The following is a 22,487-nucleotide window of genomic DNA, read 5'->3' on the forward strand; positions in this document are numbered from 1 at the left end:
ATAAGATAAAGAGTAAATTAAAAATTGAATAGATCTTTAAATGCAAAATCAATGCCTATAGAAATATTAATGCCTGCTCTTTCACCGACAATGAGCAAAACTGGAGGAAAAATTGTAAAGTGGCATAAAAAAGAACAAGACAAAGTTGAAGTAGGCGACGTAATTGCTGAGATAGAGACTGATAAAGCCATAATGGAGTTTGAATCTATAGATGAAGGAGTTTTAGCAAAAATTTTAGTAACAGAAGGAACAAGTGGCGTGCCTGTAAATCAACCAATAGCTTTAATGCTGGAAGAAGGAGAAGATGAAAGTGCACTTAACAACTATACTTCAACTTCCATCAATAGTGCAGTTAAAAAGGAAGTGACAAAAAGTGCTGTTGATAATCAAAAATCAGAACACCAAGATTTAAACGGAAAGCCAATAAGTCATTCTTCGGTGTCATTCCAGCGCGTGACGCTGGAATCCAACCCCTCAATGTCATCCCAGTGCTTGACACTGGGATCTAGAAAAGAAGAATGGATCCCAGTGTCAGCTACTCAGATGACAGAGGGTTATGCAGAAGGTAGAACAAAAATAAGCCCATTAGCTAAGAAAATAGCTCAAAATGAAGGGGTTAATGTGCAGCAATTAAAAGGTACAGGACCATATGGTCGCATAATTAAGGCTGATGTGTTGGAGTTTTTAGGCAGTGGTATACATACTGAAAGTCCTGAGAAAGATACCATAGTTGAAGTAAGCAACATGCGCCAAGTGATAGCACAGCGCCTGACTGAATCAAAACAGAATGTTCCACATTTTTATTTAACTGTAGACTGCCAGGTTGATAAGTTAATATCGTTAAAAAACGAGATTAACTCAGCAGATGAAAACAATAAAGTAACAATTAATGATCTAATCATAAAAGCTGCAGCTTTCAGCATGAAAAAATTTCCTGATATAAATTCTTCGTGGATAGATAATAAAATACTGAGATATTCAAATATAGATATTTCAATCGCTGTGGCACTTGAAGATGGGCTAATTACTCCTATAGTAAAAAATGCTGATAAAAAGGGTATTTTATCTATATCAAAAGAAGTGAAAGATTTAGTAAGCAGAGCAAGATCTGGAAAATTGAAACCTGAAGAGTTTCAAGGAGGAGGGTTTACTATCTCCAACTTAGGGATGTTTGGTATAAAAGCCTTCAGTGCTATAATCAATCCGCCGCAATCTTGCATTATGGCAGTTGGTGCATCTAAAAAACAACCAATTGTTATGAATGAGAAAATAGAGATAGCAGAAATAATGACAGTAACACTTTCTGTTGACCATAGAGCAGTTGATGGGGCACTCGGAGCAAAGTTTTTAAATGCCTTTAAGCATTATATAGAGAATCCTCTGGTGATGCTTATTGAAACTGCGGTAATCTATTAGCATTGTTATTACAAAATCAATACCTCTAAGTTTATACTTTTATTAGTTAATAGGTTTAGAGGTAAAAAAATGAATACTACAGTAGAAAAAAATAATCCAAAAATTTTTCCTCAAAATGAAGGAAAGATTAACTCAAAAGGTATGGTTGCTCCACCTGTTCCTCCAAAATCTTCCCAAGTTAAATTTGCTGGAATAAGAGCAATTTTTGAGCAAAATGCATCTTATTCCCAAGCAAATGATAGTAATAAAACAGTAAGTAGCAATCTTGGAAGAACATTTGGCCCAACAATGCGAAAACTCATGGAAGACAACATTCATAGCACTTCTAAGAAACTCTTTCTGCTAGTAGCTCTTTTTTAATCAAGACATAACCAAATTCACTAGCTTTCTTGCTTAGAGTCTTCACTATTTTTTCCTTATATAACTTTTCATAGTAATCAATGCCCTTCTCTACATATTCCTGTCCATACTTTAGCATACTATAAAAAATGCACGCCAATTTCCTAGCCGTAGCGGTAATCGCTTTCGGTGCTCCTAGTCGTTTTTTTAACCTTCTGCAATATGCACCAATCCCACTGTTGCTTCTTGACACACACTGGGCAGCCATCCTAAAAGCATTTGCAGCACGAGCAATAACTTTGCGAGTTCTCGTCCCAAATACTTTTTCCCCTGTAACTTTATTAGCAGGACTTAGCCCCAACCAAGAAGTAAAGTGCTTCTCTGATGGCCATTTATCGTGGTTCAAACCAACTTCTGAGATAATTGTTTGTATAGTTAGCACATCAAGCCCAGGAACTTTAGTAAAATCAATACCGGTTACTCTATACAGTTCTTCGTGTAAAGGAAAGTCTGGTCTGTTTTTTGAAAACCTATTCTTTATTTTGCTGCATCGCTTATTCTCGTCAGATTTTGTTTCAAATGTTTTGTAATATTGTTCGATGCTTTTGTCGCATTCTGCTATTTTTTCCTGATAAATATTATACAATTCAAATTCTTGCTTTAACACAAATAAGAGTTCCTTTCTGTAGTCGCCTTTTAGCGCTTTTGCCATGGTAGATCTATCATTTCTTATCCGTACATCTCTCAATTCTGATAATTTTTCAGGATTCCTTTCACCTTCAATTATTGCTTTGATAATTTGCATACCGGTCACTCCAGTAATATCACTTATGACTTTGTGTAATTGAACGTTCATTTGAATTAACGCTTTTTGCATACGTAGAATATGTGTGGATGCACTTTCAATCAGGTTGCTACGTTGCCTAACGTAATTACGCAACACACACATTTGATCATCAGGTCTAAACGACCCATGGAGTAATCCATAGCTGTGTAATTGTTGTAACCATTGACAGTCTTGAACGTCGGATTTTCTACCAGGCACGTTCTTAATATATCGTGCATTTACCAATTTTACCTCAAATCCATATGACTCAAGTATTTGAAACAAAGGAATCCAATATACTCCTGTTGATTCCATAGCTACTGTTCTAACTTTACATTTCTTTAACCACCCTGCTAAGTTATGAAGATCAACTGTAAAGCATCCAAATTTTTTGACACGTTGTTCATCTCTTCCTTCAGGTACACATACATAATGTACAGCTGAGCCGATATCAATTCCTGCTGTATCAGGATTCACTATTTCTAGTTTACTTTTTGCCTTTATCATGGTAATTATCCTACTATAACTTATAATGGAGAAGCACTTAAGCTTGGGACGGTTAGATTATACAATCTTCTAATCGAGGTAGTCATAATAGACTCCATCAGTGGTTTAACCGTTCCTCCAAAACCACGCTCCTAAACGGGCACTTAAGCACCATTGATCAGTCGGTTATAACTGCAGAAGTACTTCTTGATAAATTATATATAAAAATTGCTATGGAAGTGAAGAAATAGTTTCTTTCCGGTTTAACAAGATTTTTTTCTTGTTCGACGCTCCTAACAAACAACGCCGTGATTCAGGGGATAGTGGTATCAGTGATGTTAGTAGCAGCACTTCTGATGATGAGGATAGAACAATAAAAGATAAAATGATGGAAAATGTTAAGCAGGATAACCATCAAAAAAGCTTTGATTTACATAAAGTACAAGCAACTGATGAATTAGAAACCGTAAAATTTCTCAAAACGCTAAGCAAGAAAGAAAGAGAAAAACTTGGTTTTTCTCCTAAACAGCAAAATAACCAAAAGGTTGAGACTAGCAAAAAAACTTATAATCCACTTGATTGGAATCCAATCTATCAAGGTAAAAAGCTCTTTAGCTTAGGCAATATGTCGAGTAATTCGTCTTCATGTAGTGAAAAAAGCAATATTTCAGATGTAAGCGATAAGTCTAATAATTCAAACATTGTTAGATGTAATATTACTAGGAGTAACAGTAAGGAAGACCTTCGTAAACCTGATGCTTCACATAATGACAAATCTGCAGGTAAAAAATTATCTAATGTCAATGTAAGCGAATTAATCAGAAAGTTTGAACAAGGTAATGACATAGTAAAAGGGCGTTAATCAAATGTTACCCTATCTTTGTATATGTGAAGGTAGGGTATCTTTTCAAAATAGTATATCCTTTATAGCTTTGTTAATTTTTGACTCCCTCTCTGCAAAAGCAGTTTCTAGAGAGGTTTTAAGTTTTTCCCATTCTTCTTGACCATTTAGAACTAAAGATTTATATTCATTTTCAATTTTTTCCAAGGATCTTTGACATGAGGAATCTAGTTCCTCATATATATCAATATTTATTGATTGCAGTATTACCAAAAATGCAAACAAATTCGGATCAGGTAATTCTTCTCTTGTGTGATTCAGAAGACACAGCTTTATTTTTTTTACGCAGTATTCTATTGTTTTTAACGATAGTGACAGGCTTTCTGCATAAAATATAAAACTATCTACAATCAAATTTTTTGACTTTTTCGGTAATTTAATATTTTCAAATAGTTCTTTTGTAAATTTTTCTATCGGTTGTTTTGGCAAATGTAAAGAGAGATCAGTAAAAGATTTTAGGTCAAAATTTGGTCCAAGTATTGTGCTGATTGCTCTTTGTACATTACTCTTATCTTTACTTACAGAAATAATGAAAACCAGCCCCTCCACATCAAGCATATACTTTATAGATTCCAAAAAATCGACAACGAATTTAGGACGGCACACATCAAGATTATCCACCATTATATAAATGTTTTTGTCTTTTCTGATTTTATTAACCACATCCGCTAACTGTATTTTGAAATCTCTAGTACTCTCTTTTCTTCTTTGGAGAAGACTTAATTCACTCAAGACAAAACCTATGTCTTTTTTATCAGCCTCTTTTGCAGCATCAAGAAATACTGAAAGCATAGCAAGTGGAGATTTACTGATCAGCTTTCCTAGTGTGTTTAGAGAAAATAGCTCTTGGTTTATGTTCTTGAACTGTTGTATAACGCTTCTTTTTACTTCATACGATGCAAATAAATCTTCAAATAGAAAATTTAAAAAAGAAGGAAGTGGTTGGTCCAATGCATTGATATCCCATGCACTATAATAAGCTACAATTTCATTTTGCTGTTTTAACTCTTTTACCCATTCTTTCAAAAAAAACGTCTTGCCCCATCCATCATATCCTTCTAAAGATATTATTGTAAAAGACTGATCAATTGTTTTAATTATAGTGTTGAATTTACCTGAAAATTGCTTATAGTTTAGGCGGTCATTTTCCCAAGCCACCACTTTAAGTGGTGGCACTATTTTTTTCTTTTTGAATGTTATTAGCGATATAAGTTTTTTTAAGCACATGTCTTATTTTATATTTAACTCATATTCTTGTCTTGAAGTAAGTGCTATCCTCAGCGTTCCTTCATCAAGATAGTCAATTTCTCCGCCCATTGGTATGCCGCAAGCAAGGCGTGATATTTTCACATCCAAATTTTTTAGCAATTCAATTATATATTGTGCAGTAACTTGGCCCTCTAATGTCGGATTAATTGCGATAATTATCTCTTCAATTTTAGACTCTGTCACTCTTTTCAGAATAGTGTCAAGGTTGAGTTCTTTTGGACCTATGCCATTTATTGCAGACAATCTGCCACCCAAAACATGGTATAAACCTGAATATATATTTCCTTTTTCAAACGCCCATAGATCACCTAATTCTTCTACTACACACAGTAACTTAGTGTCACGTTTTGGGTTAGTACAAATAGAACAAGGTGACTTAGTATCTAGATTTCCGCAAACTTCACACTCTATTATAAGATCTGCTAGCTCTTTAATCAAAGATGCAAGTGGTAGCATAACTTTTTCTTTGTTTTGGAGTAAATGTATAACTAACCTGCGTGATGATGATGGCCCTAAACTTGGCAATTTAGAGAAAGCATGAACTAGATTTTTTATGTTAATGTTCATCCAATAAATTCAGAATAGGTAGTCAAATGGTAACATCAAACCCTTTGTAAAGAAAGTGGTAAGTTTCTCTTGATCCACTTTGATTAGCTATAGAAAAAATTTTTTACTCTAACGCAAAAAATTACTTCCGCACACTTAAAGCCTGATTATAATAGACTTCTTGCATAACCCAAACTAAGTAGAAAAAGGTATCATCCGAGTAGCTCTCCTTTGTCATCCCAGTGCCCAGACACTGGGATCCAGGAATTTTATTAAGTTTGTAAGCATAAAAGTATAGCTAACGTGAGCTCTACGTCATACTGCCGCGAACCGTCATACCGCGATTCATTCGCGGTATCTCTTAGCCGCTAACACGTAGCGGGATGACGGTTGTCAGGCTAGCTGTCATCCCAGTGCCCAGACACTGGGATCCAGAAATTTTAATTGTAAGTAAGCATACTGGGTTGATAAGTATAAAAGTAGCTAGAAAATAAACATTTTTGATGAGATTATATGGAAAACTGGATGCCAGTGTCAAGCACTGGCATGACACCCTTCACGGACTTTTAAATTACTTTAGCTATAAATATTAAGAAATTTACCAAATGAAAAAAAAGGCAAAAGAAGCCCTGGGGTTATTATCCGCTTTAAAATATTGGCGTTTTTTATGTTTTAAACGCTTGACAAGCGAAATTCAGCTGCTTTTAATTGCAACTAACTTACGCTGCAAATGTTTAAGAAATTTACTAAGCAGAAAAAAAGACAAAGAATCCCCGAGTTAGCTAGTCTTTTACTATCTCTGTCGAGTATTGGCATTTTTTGATGTCTTGTAACGCTTTATAAGCGCGTTCAGCTTATTTAGATAAAAATCTAGATGTAGATGAAGTTTTGTAAAGACATACAGTATCTATATACTGCAAAAAATTGAACATAAGACGCCGATACATTAAGTAATCCTTACCTTTTAATCTGCAGATTGGCGAAAGCAAATACAATAGCTTCACTATCATGATAAGGGCGCTGGCGAAGGGTGTCAAGTAAGTTTTTTCGTTTCTATGTTGTCAGCTACTTGGATGACGCCAATCTGAGTTAACTACACCAACTCACATTCAGCAAAAAAGAAAGCTATCTCCTTACGAGCATTTTCTAGACTATCCGAGCCGTGGACTCTATTTTCACTAATATCATCAGCAAAATCACCCCTGATTGTGCCTTTATCTGCCTGTTTTGGATTGGTAGCTCCCATGATTTGTCTGTATTTACTTACTGCATTTTCACCAACTAAAACTTGAACTACCACAGAACCAGAGGTCATAAACTCTACTAATTCCCCAAAAAAAGGCCTATCTTTATGAATTTCATAAAACAGCTCTGCTTGTTTTTTTGTTAGTAACATCATTTTTTGTGCTGTGATTTTCAGCCCAGATTGTTCGATGTAGGAATTTATATTGCCTGTAATATTATTTTTTACTGCATCAGGTTTTAATATCGAAAGTGTCTTCTCAATTGCCATATTATTTCCTTATATAAGATTGTATATTTATGGATTCATTTTATTGCAAATTTTGATTTGATAAAAGTAGTTTTTTATTTATAGTTAAGAATAAACCATCAAGGAGGTATTGTATGGGTGAATGTTGTAAAAATAACACTACTAAACAAGCTGAGCCTACCACTAAAAAACAAGCTAAATCTACTACTAAAAAATTAGTAAGTAACTTTAAGTCATCACTTTTTTGTGGAACAAAAGGATTTTTAACTTTTAATTTGGCCTTTTTAAGTTATTTGGAATATAGCATATATAAATGCACTTCATCTGCTCATGTACAACAAAAGGAAAATATTGAAAGATGTAACAACATACAGGCTTCCAAGCTTGCACTTGCTGAGGATACAGATGGCAATTTTGCTACACAAGAAATAGAGCAAAAAGAAAAAAACTTTAACCAGCAACACAAATTTTTAAGAGATACTGCTGCCTTTGCAATGAAAAGGAATACTATTCCATTGCTTGAAATGGCTATCATAGTGCCATTTGTTTGTTTTGCGCTGCCAGCTATGCTAGGCAGTATGAGCCTCATGCAATGCGCACTTTTATGTGCTTCCTTAATGATTGCCACATGTTTTATTGTCAGAACTTTTCATCTGCGTGAGAAGTTAATGGAAAAAATCACTAACCATAGTAGAAAAGAAATAGACGCGGAATTTAAGAAAGATACTATAAAATTTCCTATCTTTGATCAAAATAGAAAACACACCGAGTATAATTCGCCTAACTCAGGGCGACTACTGGATGAAACAAGTAGCACCTCTCTTTTCGTTAAAGTTTTACTTTTTCCCCTCAAGGTTCTTCTGAATGTCCTGCAAAGTTGTATAATGCTATCTTTAGCTGCTGTTGAACTTCTTGAAACGGTACCAAGTCTTTTTGTCGATACATTTTTCGATTGGAACTTCACATCCACCAAGAGTAACCTGAAGAGATCAGGCCACTTATTGTATGCCAGTGTAAGAAATTTAGTGCCTATAACTAAATTTGATGAGTGTGTAGCTAATTTTATAGGCACCCCAGAAGTAACTTGTTGTAGTAGTGCGTAGGTGAAAAAGGCAGTTATCTTATTTAATCTTGGCGGGCCTGATTCACTAAATGCGGTCCGTCCTTTTTTATTCAACCTTTTTTATGACAGGAGAATAATCAATCTACCGAATCCCTTTCGGTTTCTTTTAGCAAAGTTTATATCTGCGAAACGAGAAAATACTGCACGAAAAATATACGAGGAAATTGGAGGTAAATCGCCAATTCTAGAGAATACAAAAATGCAAGCTAATGCTTTAGAACTAAAATTAAACGAAAATAGAAACCATGTACACAAGGTATTCATCTGCATGCGCTATTGGCGTCCATTTGCTGACGAAGTTATTGAAAGTGTAAAACAGTTTGATCCTGACGAAGTAATTCTGCTGCCACTGTATCCACAATATTCAACTACCACAACTCTGTCATCCATCGAGAATTGGCAAAAAAATGCTAAACGGTATGGCCTAAAATGCAATACAAAAATGATTCACCGTTATTATGATAACCAAGATTTTATTGAAGCTCACACTAATCTGATAGCTAAGTACTATAAATTGGCTAGAAAAATCGGTAAACCAAGAGTCCTATTTTCAGCCCATAGCTTACCTCTTAGTATCATTAAAAAGGGCGACCCTTACGCTTCACAGGTAGAAAGAAGCGTAGAGTTAATAGTAGAAAAGTTAGCTATCAATAACTTAGATTGGTCGATATGTTATCAGAGTAAGATTGGTCCTGTAAAATGGCTAGAGCCAAGCACTGAAAGTGAGCTATTACGCGCAAAAGCTGATGGTGTACCTGTAGTTCTATCACCTATATCTTTTGTTTCTGAGCATTCAGAAACTCTAGTTGAACTTGATATAGAATATAAAGCAATTATCAAGGATGGATATTACTTTCGTGTGCCAACTCTCAGTACCGATCCCTTGTTTATAAAATGCTTAGCCGATTTGTGCATAAATCTCCCTTAAAGTCCTGATTCATAGGGCTTTTCTTTTAGGATTTTATGTGATAGAATAACAGGAAGTTATTAACTATTTCATGCCAAACAAGCTAAAAAAGAAATCTAACATACTCGCACAAAGGGTGCATGATATTTATGATCATGATTTCAGGAAGGTAATCTGCATCACAACAGGTTTAACAGCCCTATTGTGTAAGATTTCACTGCAATTTTGCTGCGAGTTCATTGACAATAATAGATCCAATATTTTTCTTATACGGAATGTTGCTCGACTAGTAAAGTTTCCGACATCTATTCTATACATTGCCCATTCTGCATTTACTCTACAGGATCTAATTAAGGATTACAGAAACCCTGAGAGTAAAAAAGAGCTGGCAAAAATTGTGGGTAAATCGGCTAATCTTGCAAGCAGCACCATAGAAGCGCTAATGATGTTGAAAATCATCCATTTTTGCACTGGAAGCAATACAGACATAATAAGTTATATTAACTTAACCTCAACGATCCTATTTTTGTTCATTTCAGAACCTATAAGCTATTATTATACATGCAAGGAATATCTGGATAATAAGGATCCTGAAAAGTCTGCTGAGTGTAAGAAGGACCTTATTATTAGCACATTAACTTTGTCGTTAGGTTTATTAAACTTCATATTAAGAAGGATAGAGACTCCAACTATACCAATAAACTTAGGTAATGATATAATCTATAATTTCAACTTAAGCGTAACAGTCAGCATAATATATAGTGCAGTATTTCTTGCAGTTCAGCTTGACAAATTGTTTCAACAACCTGTCAATGATGATCCTTCCACTGAACTTGATGATGTTCATAATATAAACGGTCATTCTAATGACAGCACTGTAGAGGTATAAGAATTAGGGATGAAAAGATTTTATTTCTACTGCCAACGCTAGTACTGCTAATTTGCTAACAATACTCCAAAGTGATAGAATTTTACCTTCTACAACCTGGCTAACATCATGAAACTCACAGTCAGTGGCATTCAAGCTAGAATATACATCTTTTCTGCTATTACATCGGTATAAGTAACATGTTGGAGTATCTCCTATATAGTATATTAGCGGTTCTGCAGAACTGCTTTTAAACATGTCAATGGTTGGTACACCTTCTTGTATAATAACGCTATTGATTGCTATTCCTTCTTTTATCTTTTTCATTTTATGACGCTTTTTTTTATTGAGGTTTAATATTTCCTCTCCACTTGTTGCTGTTATAATGCCCATCCCATATGTGCCATTGCTTGCTTTGATAAAAACGTAAGGTTGTGTTTTTATTTCATATTCCTCATATTTTTTTTGCACTAGAGATAATATTTGGTCAACTTTAGTTGCTACTGCTCCTAGTGACAAATCATCATCAAAATCAACTCCATCACAGCTCTCTGTAAGCACAGAAATTAGCCATGGGTCTATTTTAAATTTGCCACAAAACTCAGATGCTAATTCTTGATAGATTTCAAAATACTTAAATTTCTGCCTGCTATGCCAACCGTATAGTGGGCTTGGTACTATATCTTGCTTTACGTCTTTCAGCGTGTCTGGAATGTGGCTCGTCATATCACGGTTCAGTATAATAACATCAGGCACAAATCCTGAAGTTGTCTTTAGCAGAGAGTTTTCTTTCACAACAGTTTCATACTGTTCTATTAAATTGTATACTTCATTATATAAAAGGCCAATTCTAGTCTCAAAACCTGCGAGTTGTAGTATTTTCTCTATAACAAATACGTTTTCTATATACATTTTATTGCGTGTATAATTTTCCGGTATTATAAGAACCTTTTTGTATTGATGTCTTTTAAAATAGCTTTTTATCAATCTTGCTGCCATCGTTCTTGATTCTTCACTTAAGTTATTGAACCCCGCAGGAAATAAATTAGCGTCTACTGGAACGATTTTATAGCCAGAGTTTCTAAGATCTATAGAGCTATAAAATGGCGATGTAAGGCCATTAAATTTTGCTTCGAACCAATTATTTATACTTTTTTCCAAATCTGGGTAAATTATGTTTTGCATCTGCACTTTAAATGTTATAAGGAAGGTATTATATTATAAGCTATAGTTGAACATATTTAGTAAATTTGACTAAAGATTAAAGTATAATGAGATTCTTATTTAAAGTGATAGAAAAATGATTCAACACGATAACAATAAAATGTATGGCACTACTATATTATCAATTAGAAAAGATAAAAGTGTAGTAGTAATAGGTGACGGACAAGTTTCACTGGGCCACACTGTTATAAAATCTGGAGCAAAAAAAGTTAGGCGTCTTTCTGGTGATTCCGTAATTGCTGGATTTGCCGGGGCAACAGCCGACGCATTTACTCTTTTTGAAAGATTAGAATCTAAACTTGACAAGCACCCAGGGCAATTAATGAGAGCATGTGTTGAACTTGCAAAAGACTGGAGAATGGATAAATATCTGAGGAAATTAGAAGCTATGATGATCGTTGCAGATAAATCTATTTCATTAGTAATTACGGGAACAGGTGATGTTCTTGAACCTGAAGATGGAGTCGCAGCTATTGGCTCTGGGGGAAATTTTGCTCTATCTGCAGCAAGAGCTTTAATTGACATTAAAGGAATATCAATAGAGGAAATTGCGAAAAAGGCTATGAAGATAGCTGGCGATATATGTGTTTATACAAATCATAATGTAGTTATTGAAAAGATAGAGGAGTGATATGTCTTCCAAGCAAAAAACTTTATGCACCAATTTTTCCAATCAGCCCATAACCCTTTCAGAAGGGCGGTCTTGTAGTAGTGACACCTACGATGAAAAAGATAACCTCTATAAAGATACTAAGAGTGGTTTTGATTCAAATGACAGCGATGTTCAAGTTAATGACAGCACTCAAGTTTTGTTAGATGACCTGCCACCACAGAAGATAGTTAAAGAATTGGACAGATTCATAATCGGACAGGATGATGCAAAGCGTGCTGTTGCTATTGCGCTCAGAAATCGTTGGCGTCGCAATCAGGTTCCATTTCCATTGCGTGATGAAATCATACCTAAGAATATATTGATGATCGGTCATACAGGGGTTGGTAAAACTGAAATAGCTCGTCGCTTAGCAAAACTTGCCGGTGCACCGTTCATAAAAATTGAGGCAACGAAGTTTACTGAAATAGGGTACGTTGGACGTGACGTTGATTCGATAATACGCGATTTAGTTGATGCAGCAATAGTTTTAGTTAAAGAGAAAGCCCGTAAAGCCTTAGCTAAAAAGGCTTTAATTTTAGCTGAGAAAACAATAGTAAACTCTATGGTAGGCGAAAATGCAACCGAAGAGAGTAAAAAAATTTTTAGAGAAAGGTTGAGGAATAAAGAGTTTGAGGACGGAGAAGTTTCTATTAACGTCAGAGAGAGCAAGAGTATGTTACCTACTTTCGATATACCAGGCATGCCAGGTGGGCAAGTTGGTGTGATGAATGTAACAGAAATAATGGGCAAGATGTTTAACGGGAGCAAAAAAACAAAAACTATTACGGTGAAGGTAAAAGAAGCGCGTGAAATATTAATTAATGAAGAAAGTGAAAGGCTAATGGATGAAGATAAGATAATCAAAGAAGCCATTGATCTTGTTAGTAATGACGGTATAGTATTTTTGGATGAAATAGACAAAATTGCAGCGCGTACAGAAGTAAAAGGTGAAGTAAACAGAGAAGGAGTGCAACGCGATCTGTTACCATTACTTGAAGGAACAACTGTTACAACTAAGTATGGCCATGTAAAAACAGACTATATATTATTTATTGCATCTGGTGCTTTTCATCAGTCTAAACCATCTGACCTCTTACCGGAATTGCAGGGCAGATTACCGATCAGGGTAGAACTTAAGGCACTTACTCAAGAGGATTTAATAAGAATATTAAAGGAACCAGAATCTAGTTTGTTAAAGCAGTACATAGCTTTAATGAAAACAGAAAATGTGACACTTGAGTTCACTGATGATGGTATAAAAACCATAGCTGAAATAGCGTTTACAGTTAATAGGCAAGTGGAAAATATAGGCGCAAGAAGGCTTCACACTGTCATGGAGAAGCTTTTAGATGAAATAAGTTTCATTGCTTCTGAGAAAAATAGCGAAAAATTCATTATAGACAGCAAGTATGTAAAAGATAAACTTGAGTCAATTTCGAAGCAGCTTGATTTATCTAAGTTTATACTTTAGGAAAAACGAAAAGCCTACTTTAAGTAGTATAGAGAGTGTTCAGAAGATTAGCCAGTAGACCTAAAATTTCAGCTATATTCTTTAGGCTGTTTTTCAACAGTAGAATGGTGTGCTGCGACCTCTTGCTTAACATCTAAGCTTAAGTCAATTATTGAGATATTTTCTTCATCATAATCTATGTCTTTTATTAACATATCGTCAGTAATAGTCAAAAGGTCAGGCGGAGAAAGAATAGTTCTTTTATTACCAGCTCTCATTCCCACAACTCCAAGCTCTATAGCAAGTGGTATTTTTTTATCGCCAACCCTAAATTGCACTGTTTGATCTTTGACTATATATTCCCCATTATGCTCCTTTACGCTATATTTAACCGATATCTCATCACTGCACCTTACTTGTTTTCCAGTCTTGTTAATTAAGTCATTAAAAACCATCAGATTATTTACTGAGTCGGGATATTTATCCTTTACTTCGATCAGTTTGACGTAATAAGAATTAAAATTCATTTTGTTCTCATTGGCAATAGTAACTACACGCTCTCCGCCTTCTTTCATACCTATTACCCCTAAACTCACTTCTTTTAGGTCATCTTGACCTATTTTCAAAGTAACATCAGAAACTTTGCTAGGGAGTGTTGCTGAGTTATTATTAGAAATTTTATATATTTGCAATAGGACTTCCAGGCCACAAAAAGCCTTGCTGCCACTGCCTTCAGTAATTTCATAAAAATTTATTGAATCTTCTTCCTTTTGCTGCGTTATTTCTTCTAAATATTCTGTCAGCCCATGCTTTTCAATATAGCGGTCAAGTGCTGATTCAAGTATTGGCTTCACTAGGTAATGTGCTATCGTCTGTATCAAACCACCATGCGTGGCATTTATCTCATAAAGCTTGTCCTTTTTTTCCGGTTTACCTTTGTTTATATAGACAATAGTAAACACAAAAGCAGAAGTTAAAGTGAGAATCATTACTACGGAAATAAGCATTTGTAATATAATTTTTCTAACCATCTTTCTTTACTTGATTCAATAAATCATATAAATAATTAGTATCCCCTGAAAGCGCACTCAAATTATCCAAGCCTTGTTTAAAGAGGCCGTCTATATAGTCCTCTACTTCACTTTTACCAAGCACAGACATAAGATTATTTGTTTTATCTTGTTCGTAGTCTTCAATATCATCCTTAGCTTGAAATATAAGCCCTAGATTTATTCCATAGTTATATAACGCTTTACGTTGCTTGTCTGTAGCACCCCCGATTATAGCACCTATTTCACATGAAGCTGCAAATAGTTTTGCGGTTTTCATCAAATGAATTTCTTTTATTTTATCAGCTTGGCCCGACGTCATTCCAGCGTCATACATACAGCCGTACGAATGTTGTAGTTTTAAGGTAGAAAGGGTGTCATGCAAGTAGCTGACACTGGAATCCATTTCATGTTCAGCTCCACTATCGCATGGCTTTTTGCACGAAATGCTTGTAGGCAAAGCCTTCTGGATCCCAGTGTCCGCTACTTGAATGACAGAGGGTTGGGGGCTAAAATCTATATGCTCACTGTTAATATCTAAAGCCTGTCCTCCCACCATTCCCCTAATTCCTATTGCCTGAGAAAGAACTTTTATGATCTCACAGCGTTTCTCATTTAACGAAGATAATACCTCAAAAGCCAGAGTAAGTAGTGCATCTCCGGCAAGCACTGCTGTTGCTTCATCAAATTTTTTATGGCAGCTTAGCTGGCTTCTGCGAGTATCACTGTTGTCCATGCACGGTAAATCATCGTGAATTAGAGAGTAAGCATGAACAAATTCAATTGCTGCAGCAACTGATATTACTTTTTTAGCTTCCGCGTTAAACACTCGCGATGAAGCTACGACTAAAAAGGAGCGTATATGTTTTGCAGGAGCAAGGAGTATATAACGCATAGCTGATATAAGCTTATTCTCGCTATTTTCGGGTAAGAGTTTATTTACTTCTACAATAAGCAAATTTTTTGTTGTTTCGTCTAGCATTTTTGAATTGTTAATTGTTTAGCACGTAACGCTAGCCAGCTAGGGCAGTAGAAAACTTTACTGTAGTTTACCAGTTATAAAAGATATTGCAAACATAAAAATTTTTTATAACATCAAAGAATAGGTTATTTTTTTGGTAAGAAATGTGAATAGCGAACTAGCAAAGAGCACTAGAGAAGACATAGAAGAAAAAGTGAAAAAGATTATACTAGAGCATATTAGTAAGGATGTAGAGAAATTCAACAGCTCTTCAAAGCTTTCGGAGCATGGTACAGACAGCTTAGATGCAGTTGAAATCATCATGGCAGCAGAAGAAGAGTTTGGAATAGAAATTCCAGATGAAGACGCACAAAAAATGGAAACTATGGAGCAAATAGTTGAGTACATTAATAATAAAAAAGGCTAATAGTTAGTGTTAAATGAGCAGAAGAGTAGTAGTCACTGGTGTTGGTTTAATCACTCCACTAGCGGCAGATGTTGACAACACTTGGTCAAGGCTAATAAAAAGTGAGTCTGGCATAAAAGCAATCAATACGGATAGATTTGACTCTTCTGATCTTGCTTGCAAAATTGCAGGGCAGGTGCCGTTGCAATCAGATAACATTGAGCACCATTTCAATCCACTAGATTATATTTCTGAGAAAGACTCAAAAAGGACAGATCGTTTTATCCATTACGGTATTGCAGCAGCTATTCAGGCAGTAGATGATTCATTAATTTTGGAAAGCCAAAATATCAATCGGGAACGTGTTGGTGTGACTATTGGCTCTGGTATAGGTGGTCTTCCGTCAATTCAGGAAAATGTTATTACCATGCAGGAAAAAGGGCCCAGACGTGTCAGTCCATTTTTTGTCCCTGCAAGTCTAATAAATTTGATATCTGGCCATATTTCTATTAAATACGAATTTACAGGTCCAAACGATTCAGCAGTAACCGCATGTGCAACAGGTGCGCATGCAATCATAAACTCAGCAAGAACTATAAAACTTGGTGAAGCGGATGTTATGATTGCAGGTGGAGCAGAAAGTGCACTGTGTAGAGTTGGAATTGCAGGTTTTGCATCTATGAAGGCGTTATCAACTAAATTTAACGATAAACCGGAAGAAGCTTCAAGGCCATGGGATGAAGAACGCGATGGTTTTGTTATGGGTGAAGGAGCAGGTATATTGGTGCTGGAGGAATACGAACATGCGAAAAAAAGGGGGGCAAAAATACATGCTGAACTGGTTGGGTACGGACTCACAGGAGATGCGCACCACATTACAGCACCACATCCAGAAGGAAGAGGCGCATTTAAGGCAATGCAGCTTGCTTTAAAGAGCGCACAAATTAATCCCAATCAAGTAGGGTATATCAATGCACATGGAACTTCAACGCCACTTGGAGATAAAATTGAAGTAATAGCAATGAAACAGTTATTCGGTGACTACGTTTATAAAATACCTGTTTCTTCAACTAAATCTTCTATAGGACATTTACTTGGTGCTGCAGGGAGCGTTGAAGCAATATTCAGTATTCTTGCGTTAAATAATGGAATTATTCCGCCAACCTTAAATTTACACAAGCCTTCAGAAGGATGTGATTTAAATTTTGTACCGTTTAAAGCTCAGGAGCATAAAATTCAATATGCACTTTCTAATTCGTTTGGTTTTGGTGGCACTAATGCATCGCTCATATTTGGACAAGTTTAGTTGATGTCACCCCAGTGTCTTCCTTTTGTCATTCCAGTACCCTCCTCTTGTCATGCAAGCAGCTCTCCTACTGTCATCCCAGCACGTGACACTGGGATGACAAACGGTTGTGAAAGGGAATACATATAAAAATTAAACTATCAATAGCAATTCAAAAAGAAAAAATATTCTATTCATCCCTGAAGAAGTATTTTATTGACAATTTATGAATAAAGATCAATAATGCAGAAAAGGAATTGATGGGCGTATGCATGAATTTAACCACTATTAATTGTACATTATTTGTTGTAATTACATATTTTTTGACGTGCATTATAGCTTGGTGCTTACCTTTCAAAGACATAACATTATTAACAACATTTGTTCCGGCTTCAGTTGCAATTTTGCTAACCATTTATAATAAACAGAAGGTAAGGGATCTTTTTAAACTTAGTTCGCCAAAAAACTGTCTATTAGGGTTTATACTTATTCTGGTAAGTATGCTAATTTCCAATGGTCTTTTGTCAATTTACTGCGGTTTTTCATTTTTCCGAGAGTCTTTTACGTTAGACCGTGTAAAGGATTTGAGTGCAGTTTTGAGTCCATTAGTGATGTTATTTGTTTTATTATCAACCTTTGTGATGTGGATCATTATGTCTCTTGGTGAAGAGATCGGTTGGCGTGGCTATCTTTTGAAAAATCTTAAAAGCAAAATATCAAATTTTTATATCAGAGCAATTATTGTCGGTATTATTTGGTCAGTATGGCACATACCAACTTATGTGGTTGCTGGCTCAGCTTTGTGGAAGGATGGCTTTACATTCCCGACTATTTGTGCTTATACCCTTTATATTTGTGCAATGTCTATAATGTTTACCTGGTTGTTTGAAAAAGACAACTCGATTTGGCCAGTAACTATTGCTCATGCAACAAATAATCTTGTGTATAGTGTTTTGAGCATTCTAATGCCGTCTCCTCCTCTGTCAACTTTCGATGCAGTAATTCGCCTTACATTAGGAGCAGCTGGTTATTTCATTGTTGCAATTGGTGTTATTTGGTTTGATAAAGCTCGAGAGCGTCATTTGAGTAATTCATAGTATAAAATTTCGGGGGCAATTCGCATCAGGTGTCATGCAGGTAGCATGACACTGGGATGATGAGGAAGAAAAAGCAAATTTTGCCTTTTACGGTCAATCTATTATACTTAGTAAGACTTCAATAAACTAATGAATTATACTTTATATCTAATTAAATGCACAAGATATTAATAAGAAATAACTACAAACCTTTGGTCGGAAAAATCAAGATTAATGGCTCAAAAAATGCTGTTTTACCAATAATGGCAGCAAGTCTATTAAGTAGCTCCCCGGTAATTTTGCATAATGTACCTGATTTAATTGATGTGCATCTAATGTCTAAGTTGCTTGAAAGTCTTGGAGCAGAAGTGAACTTTATGCACAATAAAAATTATAAAGCGAACCATACTTTGAAAATTGACTGCAGCAATATCAACAATCACGTGATGCCATATAAAACCGCAAGTAAGCTAAGAACTTCTTTTCTAATATTGGGTCCAATGCTTAGCAGATTTGGCAAAGCGAGAACAGCATTTCCTGGTGGATGCAACATTGGAAAGCGTCCCGTTGATATGCATATTAAAGCATTAGAAGAAATGGGAGCTAAAATTGAAATTGACGGCTATAATATAATTGCAACAGTGAAAGGAAAGCTACAAGGAAAAGAAATCACATTTGAGAAAATAAGTGTTGGCGCAACAGAAAATGTAATAATGGCAGCAACATTTGCAGAAGGAGTGACAACAATAAACAATGCTGCAACTGAGCCGGAAGTTCTTGATTTAATAGATTTTCTGAAGAAAATGGGTGCTGATATTGAAATTGATAATACAAAGGTCATAATAACAGGAGTTGAAGCACTAAATGGATGTGTTCATAAAATAATACCAGATCGCATAGAAGCAGGCACCTATGCACTAGCTGCTATAATAACCGGTGGTAAGTTGGAGTTGGAAGGAATAAATCTATCTGATATAAGGTGTATTACAAATGAGTTGGAGACTATAGGAGCTATGGTTGAACTGTATGATGGAGGCATTGTTATTTCCAGAAAAAATGGCTCTATTAAGTCTGCTAACGTTGCGACAGATCCATATCCCAATTTTCCCAGTGATATGCAACCACAACTGATGTCTGCAATGTGCATCGCTGATGGGATATCAGTAATTGAAGAGAACATTTTTGAAAACAGATTTACACATGCAGATGAATTGAGAAAGTTAGGTGCTAATATCAGCATCGAGAAAAGCAAAGCTACTATAAGTGGAATAAAAAGCTTATCTGGAGCTAATCTATATGCTACTGACTTAAGATCAACAGCAGCTTTGGTGCTTGCTTCTTTGGTAGCCGGTGGAGAAACTATAATAAACAATTCACATCATTTATGGAGAGGATATGAAGCAATGCATGAAAAACTCAATTCATGTGGAGCTGATATCTCCATTTCGTCTTGAGGATATTTTATGAATGAAGCAACCAAACGAACTATAGTAAAAGAAATAGATGCAATCTTATATGAAGAACATAAGGTATTAGACCATGGATTTATTCGAGTAGTGGATTATATGGGCTCTGATAGCGCTATAGTTCAAGCTGCTCGTGTTTCTTATGGCAAGGGAACAAAACAGATAAGTCAGGATGAAGCACTTATAAAGTATTTAATGAGACATCATCATACAACTCCATTTGAAATGTGTGAAATTAAGTTTCACGTGAAACTTCCAATTTTTGTTGCAAGGCAATGGATAAGGCATAGAACTGCAAATGTGAATGAATATTCAGCAAGGTATTCAATACTTGATAATGAATTTTATACACCTAAACCAGAACAAGTTGCAAAACAATCTGACAATAATAAACAAGGTAGCGGGGAAGCTTTTGATCCAGATACCTCAAAGGAAATAATAGATTCTCTAACAAATGACTCTAATTTAGTATATTCTCATTATGAAAAATTTATTGAGCAGGGGCTTGCAAGAGAAATTGCCAGAACTAACCTAATGCTTAATTACTACACGCAATTTTATTGGAAAATAGATCTGCATAATCTCCTTCATTTTTTGAAGCTTAGAGCTGATAAGCATGCCCAATATGAAATCAGAGTTTATGCAGAAGTTATGCTGGATATAATAAAAAAATGGGTTCCACTGGCCTACAATGCCTTTGTTGAATATTGCCTAGAATCAGCCTGTATTTCAAGAACTGGTCTAGAAATAATTCGCAAATTAATTAAAGGGGAAAACGTTACTAGAGAAGAAAGTAATATTGGTAAAAGAGAATGGGGCGAGCTGATGTCTATACTTGATAAACAATCTTAAAGATAAAGGCATACGTGTCAATCTCCTCTGTCAGTTAACTCTCGTTCACCAGATTGAATCTTGCTTTTTACATCACATTAACTCATCACTTTTATAGAACATCTCATTAAAATCATTTAGAGTTCCAAAATCCTGACCCTTGATAAACAGGTGATCATTAGCAACATGTGCTTCATCAAGAGTAAACAGCTCGTAATGATGATTGTGAGCGGGCCTAACAATTTCATTATATAAAACCATTACTTGTTCGTAGTTATATCCATCGCCAGCATGATATTTACCACGTACGGTATCATAAAAATTCTTTACATCATCATATGTCACTTGCAGCTCCACCTTATACTTTCCCACTTCAAGAGGACTTCCTGTCTTTATTTTTAAGGGATGTTGTGAATTTGCAACACTGTTAGAAGTTTCTGCTTCAATATCAGAATTTTTATCCATATTTTCTATCACACTTGCCATAACAGTTTCTTGTTCATCTTCTGTTGGTTTTGTTTGTTTTTCAGTCTTATTACTGCTACTGTCAGTTTCCACAGTTACTTTTTTTACTTCTATATCTTTTTGAGCTTTCTCATTACTTTGCTTGTGTATTTCATCTCCATGCAATTTTTCCTGCAGAGCTTTTTTCGTATCAGCATAATCATCACGATTGCTTTGCAAAGCTGGTTTATAACTGCTGCTATCATCCGCTTGCATTTGATCTATATAGTTAGATTCTTCTTCCTGTATAGTATTTTTTGCGTTATCCTCACCAACCGTTCCTTTCTCCCCAGACTTGGCTTCACTCTCTACCACAACTTCTTCGTCTACTTGCTCATCATCAATTGTAAATTCAGTACCTATCTGATTGCTATCTTCCTCCAATTCATTAGATAATTTTTCAGATAGCTGGTCACCACTCAAATATGGTTCCTTTGAATATTTAGCATAATTATGGGGATCGGTTCTGTTTTCTGAATAAAACCCACTTTCAAAGTCTGAGTAGGAGCTTTGATTGAGCACAAAAAATAAGTTTTCATAATTAACCAGCATATCACTATCAGGGCTAACAAAATTTAAATATTCATCGCCTTCCCATTCTGGGTGGTGTCTATACTCTGCTATGTAGTATTTACTAGAGTCGAGAGGTATCTTGTCACCTTCTTCCCCATCAAGTTGTAAAACTACTGCTGAATGCCCATTACCTAAATCATTACCTTTTACCACTTTGAATATTTTAATCTCATCCTTTTCTACAAGTTCTTTTAACTCCTCGTTCTTTTCATTTAACTCTTCCTCCCTTTGTCTTTCTGCTTCTCTCTCTCTTGCCAATCTTTCTGCTTCTTCATCAGCTTTCTTCTGCAGTTGTGAGAATACATTTTGTAATATATCTTGTGTGGTTAAGCTATTTGTGTTGCTTAAAAAATTATCTAACACATTTGATGCAATTGGTGACAATTCACCGTGATCATCAAATACTTTTTCCTTTGCTTTATCATAGTGATTTGGGTTATAGATTGCATACAGAGGATAAAAACCATAATCTGCAATTGACGCTCCGTCAGGTGATAGTTCCATTGAGAATCCATAGTAATTAAGTGGAAGATTGGAGGTTAAATATTTACCGTTATCATCCCTAACGTGTAGCTCACTTCTACCATTGTGCTCACTATATTTGTTGTAGTAGATATAAAAATTCTCATGGTTAAGATTGAAGTGATCATCTAGATTATCGAATTGAATTGTACTGCCAAGCTTCTCGCGCAAAAGATTTTTGCTTTCATCTGTAAGCTTTATATGTGCAGAAAAGTAGTATCGATCTATAGGTTCGCCTTTTTCTATTTCAAAGTTCAAAGTAATCTTGTCGTTGACCATTGGTAGCCTCCACAAATTCTATAAATCATTTTATTT

At 35.4% G+C, this 22,487-nt stretch carries 22 protein-coding genes; 13 read left to right on the forward strand and 9 right to left on the reverse strand.

Features of this window, described 5'->3' with window-relative positions; translation table 11 throughout:
- Positions 1-51 precede the first annotated feature (51 nt).
- Both AAGD50_RS00790 and AAGD50_RS00795 read left to right on the forward strand, forming a co-directional pair.
- Positions 52-1,416 carry a pyruvate dehydrogenase complex dihydrolipoamide acetyltransferase gene (locus AAGD50_RS00790; RefSeq protein WP_006280214.1) on the forward strand — a complete coding sequence of 455 codons (1,365 nt, stop codon included), beginning with the start codon at positions 52-54 and terminating at the stop codon, positions 1,414-1,416.
- 69 nt (positions 1,417-1,485) lie between these two features.
- Positions 1,486-1,776, forward strand: a complete 291-nt coding sequence (locus tag AAGD50_RS00795; protein WP_264723835.1) for a hypothetical protein — start codon at positions 1,486-1,488, stop codon at positions 1,774-1,776.
- Here AAGD50_RS00795 and AAGD50_RS00800 read toward each other — a convergent pair.
- Positions 1,742-3,088 (reverse strand): IS110 family transposase, encoded by a 1,347-nt coding sequence (locus AAGD50_RS00800; RefSeq protein WP_174515809.1) that lies wholly within the window; start codon positions 3,086-3,088, stop codon positions 1,742-1,744. The genes AAGD50_RS00795 and AAGD50_RS00800 overlap by 35 nt on opposite strands.
- A 259-nt stretch (positions 3,089-3,347) precedes the next feature.
- Between AAGD50_RS00800 and AAGD50_RS00805 the strand changes: the two genes are divergently transcribed.
- Complete coding sequence (locus AAGD50_RS00805) at positions 3,348-3,929, forward strand: hypothetical protein (RefSeq protein ID WP_264723834.1); 582 nt, start codon at positions 3,348-3,350, stop codon at positions 3,927-3,929.
- A gap of 45 nt (positions 3,930-3,974) precedes the next feature.
- Here AAGD50_RS00805 and AAGD50_RS00810 read toward each other — a convergent pair whose 3' ends face one another.
- The 4 genes from AAGD50_RS00810 to ndk all read right to left on the reverse strand — a co-directional run bounded on the left by AAGD50_RS00810 (position 3,975) and on the right by ndk (position 7,296).
- A complete protein-coding gene (locus AAGD50_RS00810; RefSeq protein ID WP_155969219.1) occupies positions 3,975-5,195 on the reverse strand; it encodes a P-loop NTPase fold protein in 1,221 nt (406 codons plus the stop codon).
- A gap of 3 nt (positions 5,196-5,198) precedes the next feature.
- Positions 5,199-5,798, reverse strand: coding sequence for a recombination mediator RecR (gene recR, locus AAGD50_RS00815; protein WP_400772272.1), 600 nt, complete (start codon positions 5,796-5,798; stop codon positions 5,199-5,201).
- A 346-nt stretch (positions 5,799-6,144) separates the two neighbouring features.
- The gene (locus tag AAGD50_RS00820) at positions 6,145-6,321 is read right to left on the reverse strand and encodes a hypothetical protein (protein WP_341810061.1); all 177 of its coding nucleotides are present in this window, start codon (positions 6,319-6,321) and stop codon (positions 6,145-6,147) included.
- Between the two features lie 555 nt (positions 6,322-6,876).
- Positions 6,877-7,296: a nucleoside-diphosphate kinase gene (ndk, locus tag AAGD50_RS00825; protein WP_182309846.1), complete on the reverse strand. Its 420-nt coding sequence runs from the start codon at positions 7,294-7,296 to the stop codon at positions 6,877-6,879.
- Between the two features lie 113 nt (positions 7,297-7,409).
- Here ndk and AAGD50_RS00830 point away from each other — a divergent pair, with 113 nt between their 5' ends.
- The 3 genes from AAGD50_RS00830 (at position 7,410) to AAGD50_RS00840 (ending at position 10,194) form a co-directional block, all read left to right on the forward strand.
- Positions 7,410-8,378 carry a hypothetical protein gene (locus tag AAGD50_RS00830; RefSeq protein ID WP_264723830.1) on the forward strand — a complete coding sequence of 323 codons (969 nt, stop codon included), beginning with the start codon at positions 7,410-7,412 and terminating at the stop codon, positions 8,376-8,378.
- Entirely contained in the window at positions 8,379-9,326 is a 948-nt protein-coding gene (gene hemH / locus AAGD50_RS00835) for a ferrochelatase (RefSeq protein ID WP_007548918.1), read from the forward strand.
- 70 nt (positions 9,327-9,396) lie between these two features.
- Positions 9,397-10,194 carry a hypothetical protein gene (locus tag AAGD50_RS00840; RefSeq protein WP_264723828.1) on the forward strand — a complete coding sequence of 266 codons (798 nt, stop codon included), beginning with the start codon at positions 9,397-9,399 and terminating at the stop codon, positions 10,192-10,194.
- 3 nt (positions 10,195-10,197) lie between these two features.
- On the opposite strand, the gene gshA is transcribed toward AAGD50_RS00840, so the two are convergent.
- Positions 10,198-11,358: a glutamate--cysteine ligase gene (gene gshA, locus AAGD50_RS00845; RefSeq protein WP_264723826.1), complete on the reverse strand. Its 1,161-nt coding sequence runs from the start codon at positions 11,356-11,358 to the stop codon at positions 10,198-10,200.
- Between the two features lie 115 nt (positions 11,359-11,473).
- Between gshA and hslV the strand changes: the two genes are divergently transcribed.
- Together hslV and hslU are read left to right on the forward strand one after the other, a co-directional pair.
- Positions 11,474-12,028 (forward strand): ATP-dependent protease subunit HslV, encoded by a 555-nt coding sequence (gene hslV, locus AAGD50_RS00850; protein WP_006280198.1) that lies wholly within the window; start codon positions 11,474-11,476, stop codon positions 12,026-12,028.
- 1 nt (position 12,029) lies between these two features.
- Positions 12,030-13,520 (forward strand): ATP-dependent protease ATPase subunit HslU, encoded by a 1,491-nt coding sequence (gene hslU, locus AAGD50_RS00855; protein ID WP_006280200.1) that lies wholly within the window; start codon positions 12,030-12,032, stop codon positions 13,518-13,520.
- Between the two features lie 68 nt (positions 13,521-13,588).
- Here hslU and AAGD50_RS00860 read toward each other — a convergent pair whose 3' ends face one another.
- Together AAGD50_RS00860 and AAGD50_RS00865 are read right to left on the reverse strand one after the other, a co-directional pair.
- Positions 13,589-14,530, reverse strand: a complete 942-nt coding sequence (locus AAGD50_RS00860; RefSeq protein WP_264723824.1) for an FKBP-type peptidyl-prolyl cis-trans isomerase — start codon at positions 14,528-14,530, stop codon at positions 13,589-13,591.
- A complete protein-coding gene (locus AAGD50_RS00865; protein WP_010082029.1) occupies positions 14,523-15,530 on the reverse strand; it encodes a polyprenyl synthetase family protein in 1,008 nt (335 codons plus the stop codon). Before AAGD50_RS00865 ends, AAGD50_RS00860 begins: the two co-directional genes overlap by 8 nt.
- A 145-nt stretch (positions 15,531-15,675) precedes the next feature.
- Between AAGD50_RS00865 and acpP the strand changes: the two genes are divergently transcribed.
- The 5 genes from acpP (at position 15,676) to thyX (ending at position 20,594) form a co-directional block, all read left to right on the forward strand.
- Positions 15,676-15,936, forward strand: coding sequence for an acyl carrier protein (acpP, locus tag AAGD50_RS00870; RefSeq protein WP_006279836.1), 261 nt, complete (start codon positions 15,676-15,678; stop codon positions 15,934-15,936).
- A gap of 13 nt (positions 15,937-15,949) precedes the next feature.
- Positions 15,950-17,221, forward strand: coding sequence for a beta-ketoacyl-ACP synthase II (gene fabF, locus AAGD50_RS00875; RefSeq protein WP_010082030.1), 1,272 nt, complete (start codon positions 15,950-15,952; stop codon positions 17,219-17,221).
- A 251-nt stretch (positions 17,222-17,472) separates the two neighbouring features.
- Positions 17,473-18,297 (forward strand): CPBP family intramembrane glutamic endopeptidase, encoded by an 825-nt coding sequence (locus tag AAGD50_RS00880; RefSeq protein ID WP_022626149.1) that lies wholly within the window; start codon positions 17,473-17,475, stop codon positions 18,295-18,297.
- Between the two features lie 155 nt (positions 18,298-18,452).
- Positions 18,453-19,730, forward strand: a complete 1,278-nt coding sequence (gene murA / locus AAGD50_RS00885) for a UDP-N-acetylglucosamine 1-carboxyvinyltransferase (RefSeq protein WP_006279833.1) — start codon at positions 18,453-18,455, stop codon at positions 19,728-19,730.
- Between the two features lie 9 nt (positions 19,731-19,739).
- The gene (gene thyX, locus AAGD50_RS00890; protein ID WP_015589436.1) at positions 19,740-20,594 is read left to right on the forward strand and encodes an FAD-dependent thymidylate synthase; all 855 of its coding nucleotides are present in this window, start codon (positions 19,740-19,742) and stop codon (positions 20,592-20,594) included.
- Between the two features lie 72 nt (positions 20,595-20,666).
- Here the strand turns inward: thyX and AAGD50_RS00895 are convergent, their stop codons facing one another.
- The gene (locus AAGD50_RS00895) at positions 20,667-22,451 is read right to left on the reverse strand and encodes a hypothetical protein (RefSeq protein WP_010963093.1); all 1,785 of its coding nucleotides are present in this window, start codon (positions 22,449-22,451) and stop codon (positions 20,667-20,669) included.
- Between the last annotated feature and the right edge of the window lie 36 nt (positions 22,452-22,487).

It is taken from the genome of Wolbachia endosymbiont (group A) of Apotomis capreana (assembly GCF_964027025.1).
Lineage (GTDB): Bacteria > Pseudomonadota > Alphaproteobacteria > Rickettsiales > Anaplasmataceae > Wolbachia > Wolbachia pipientis.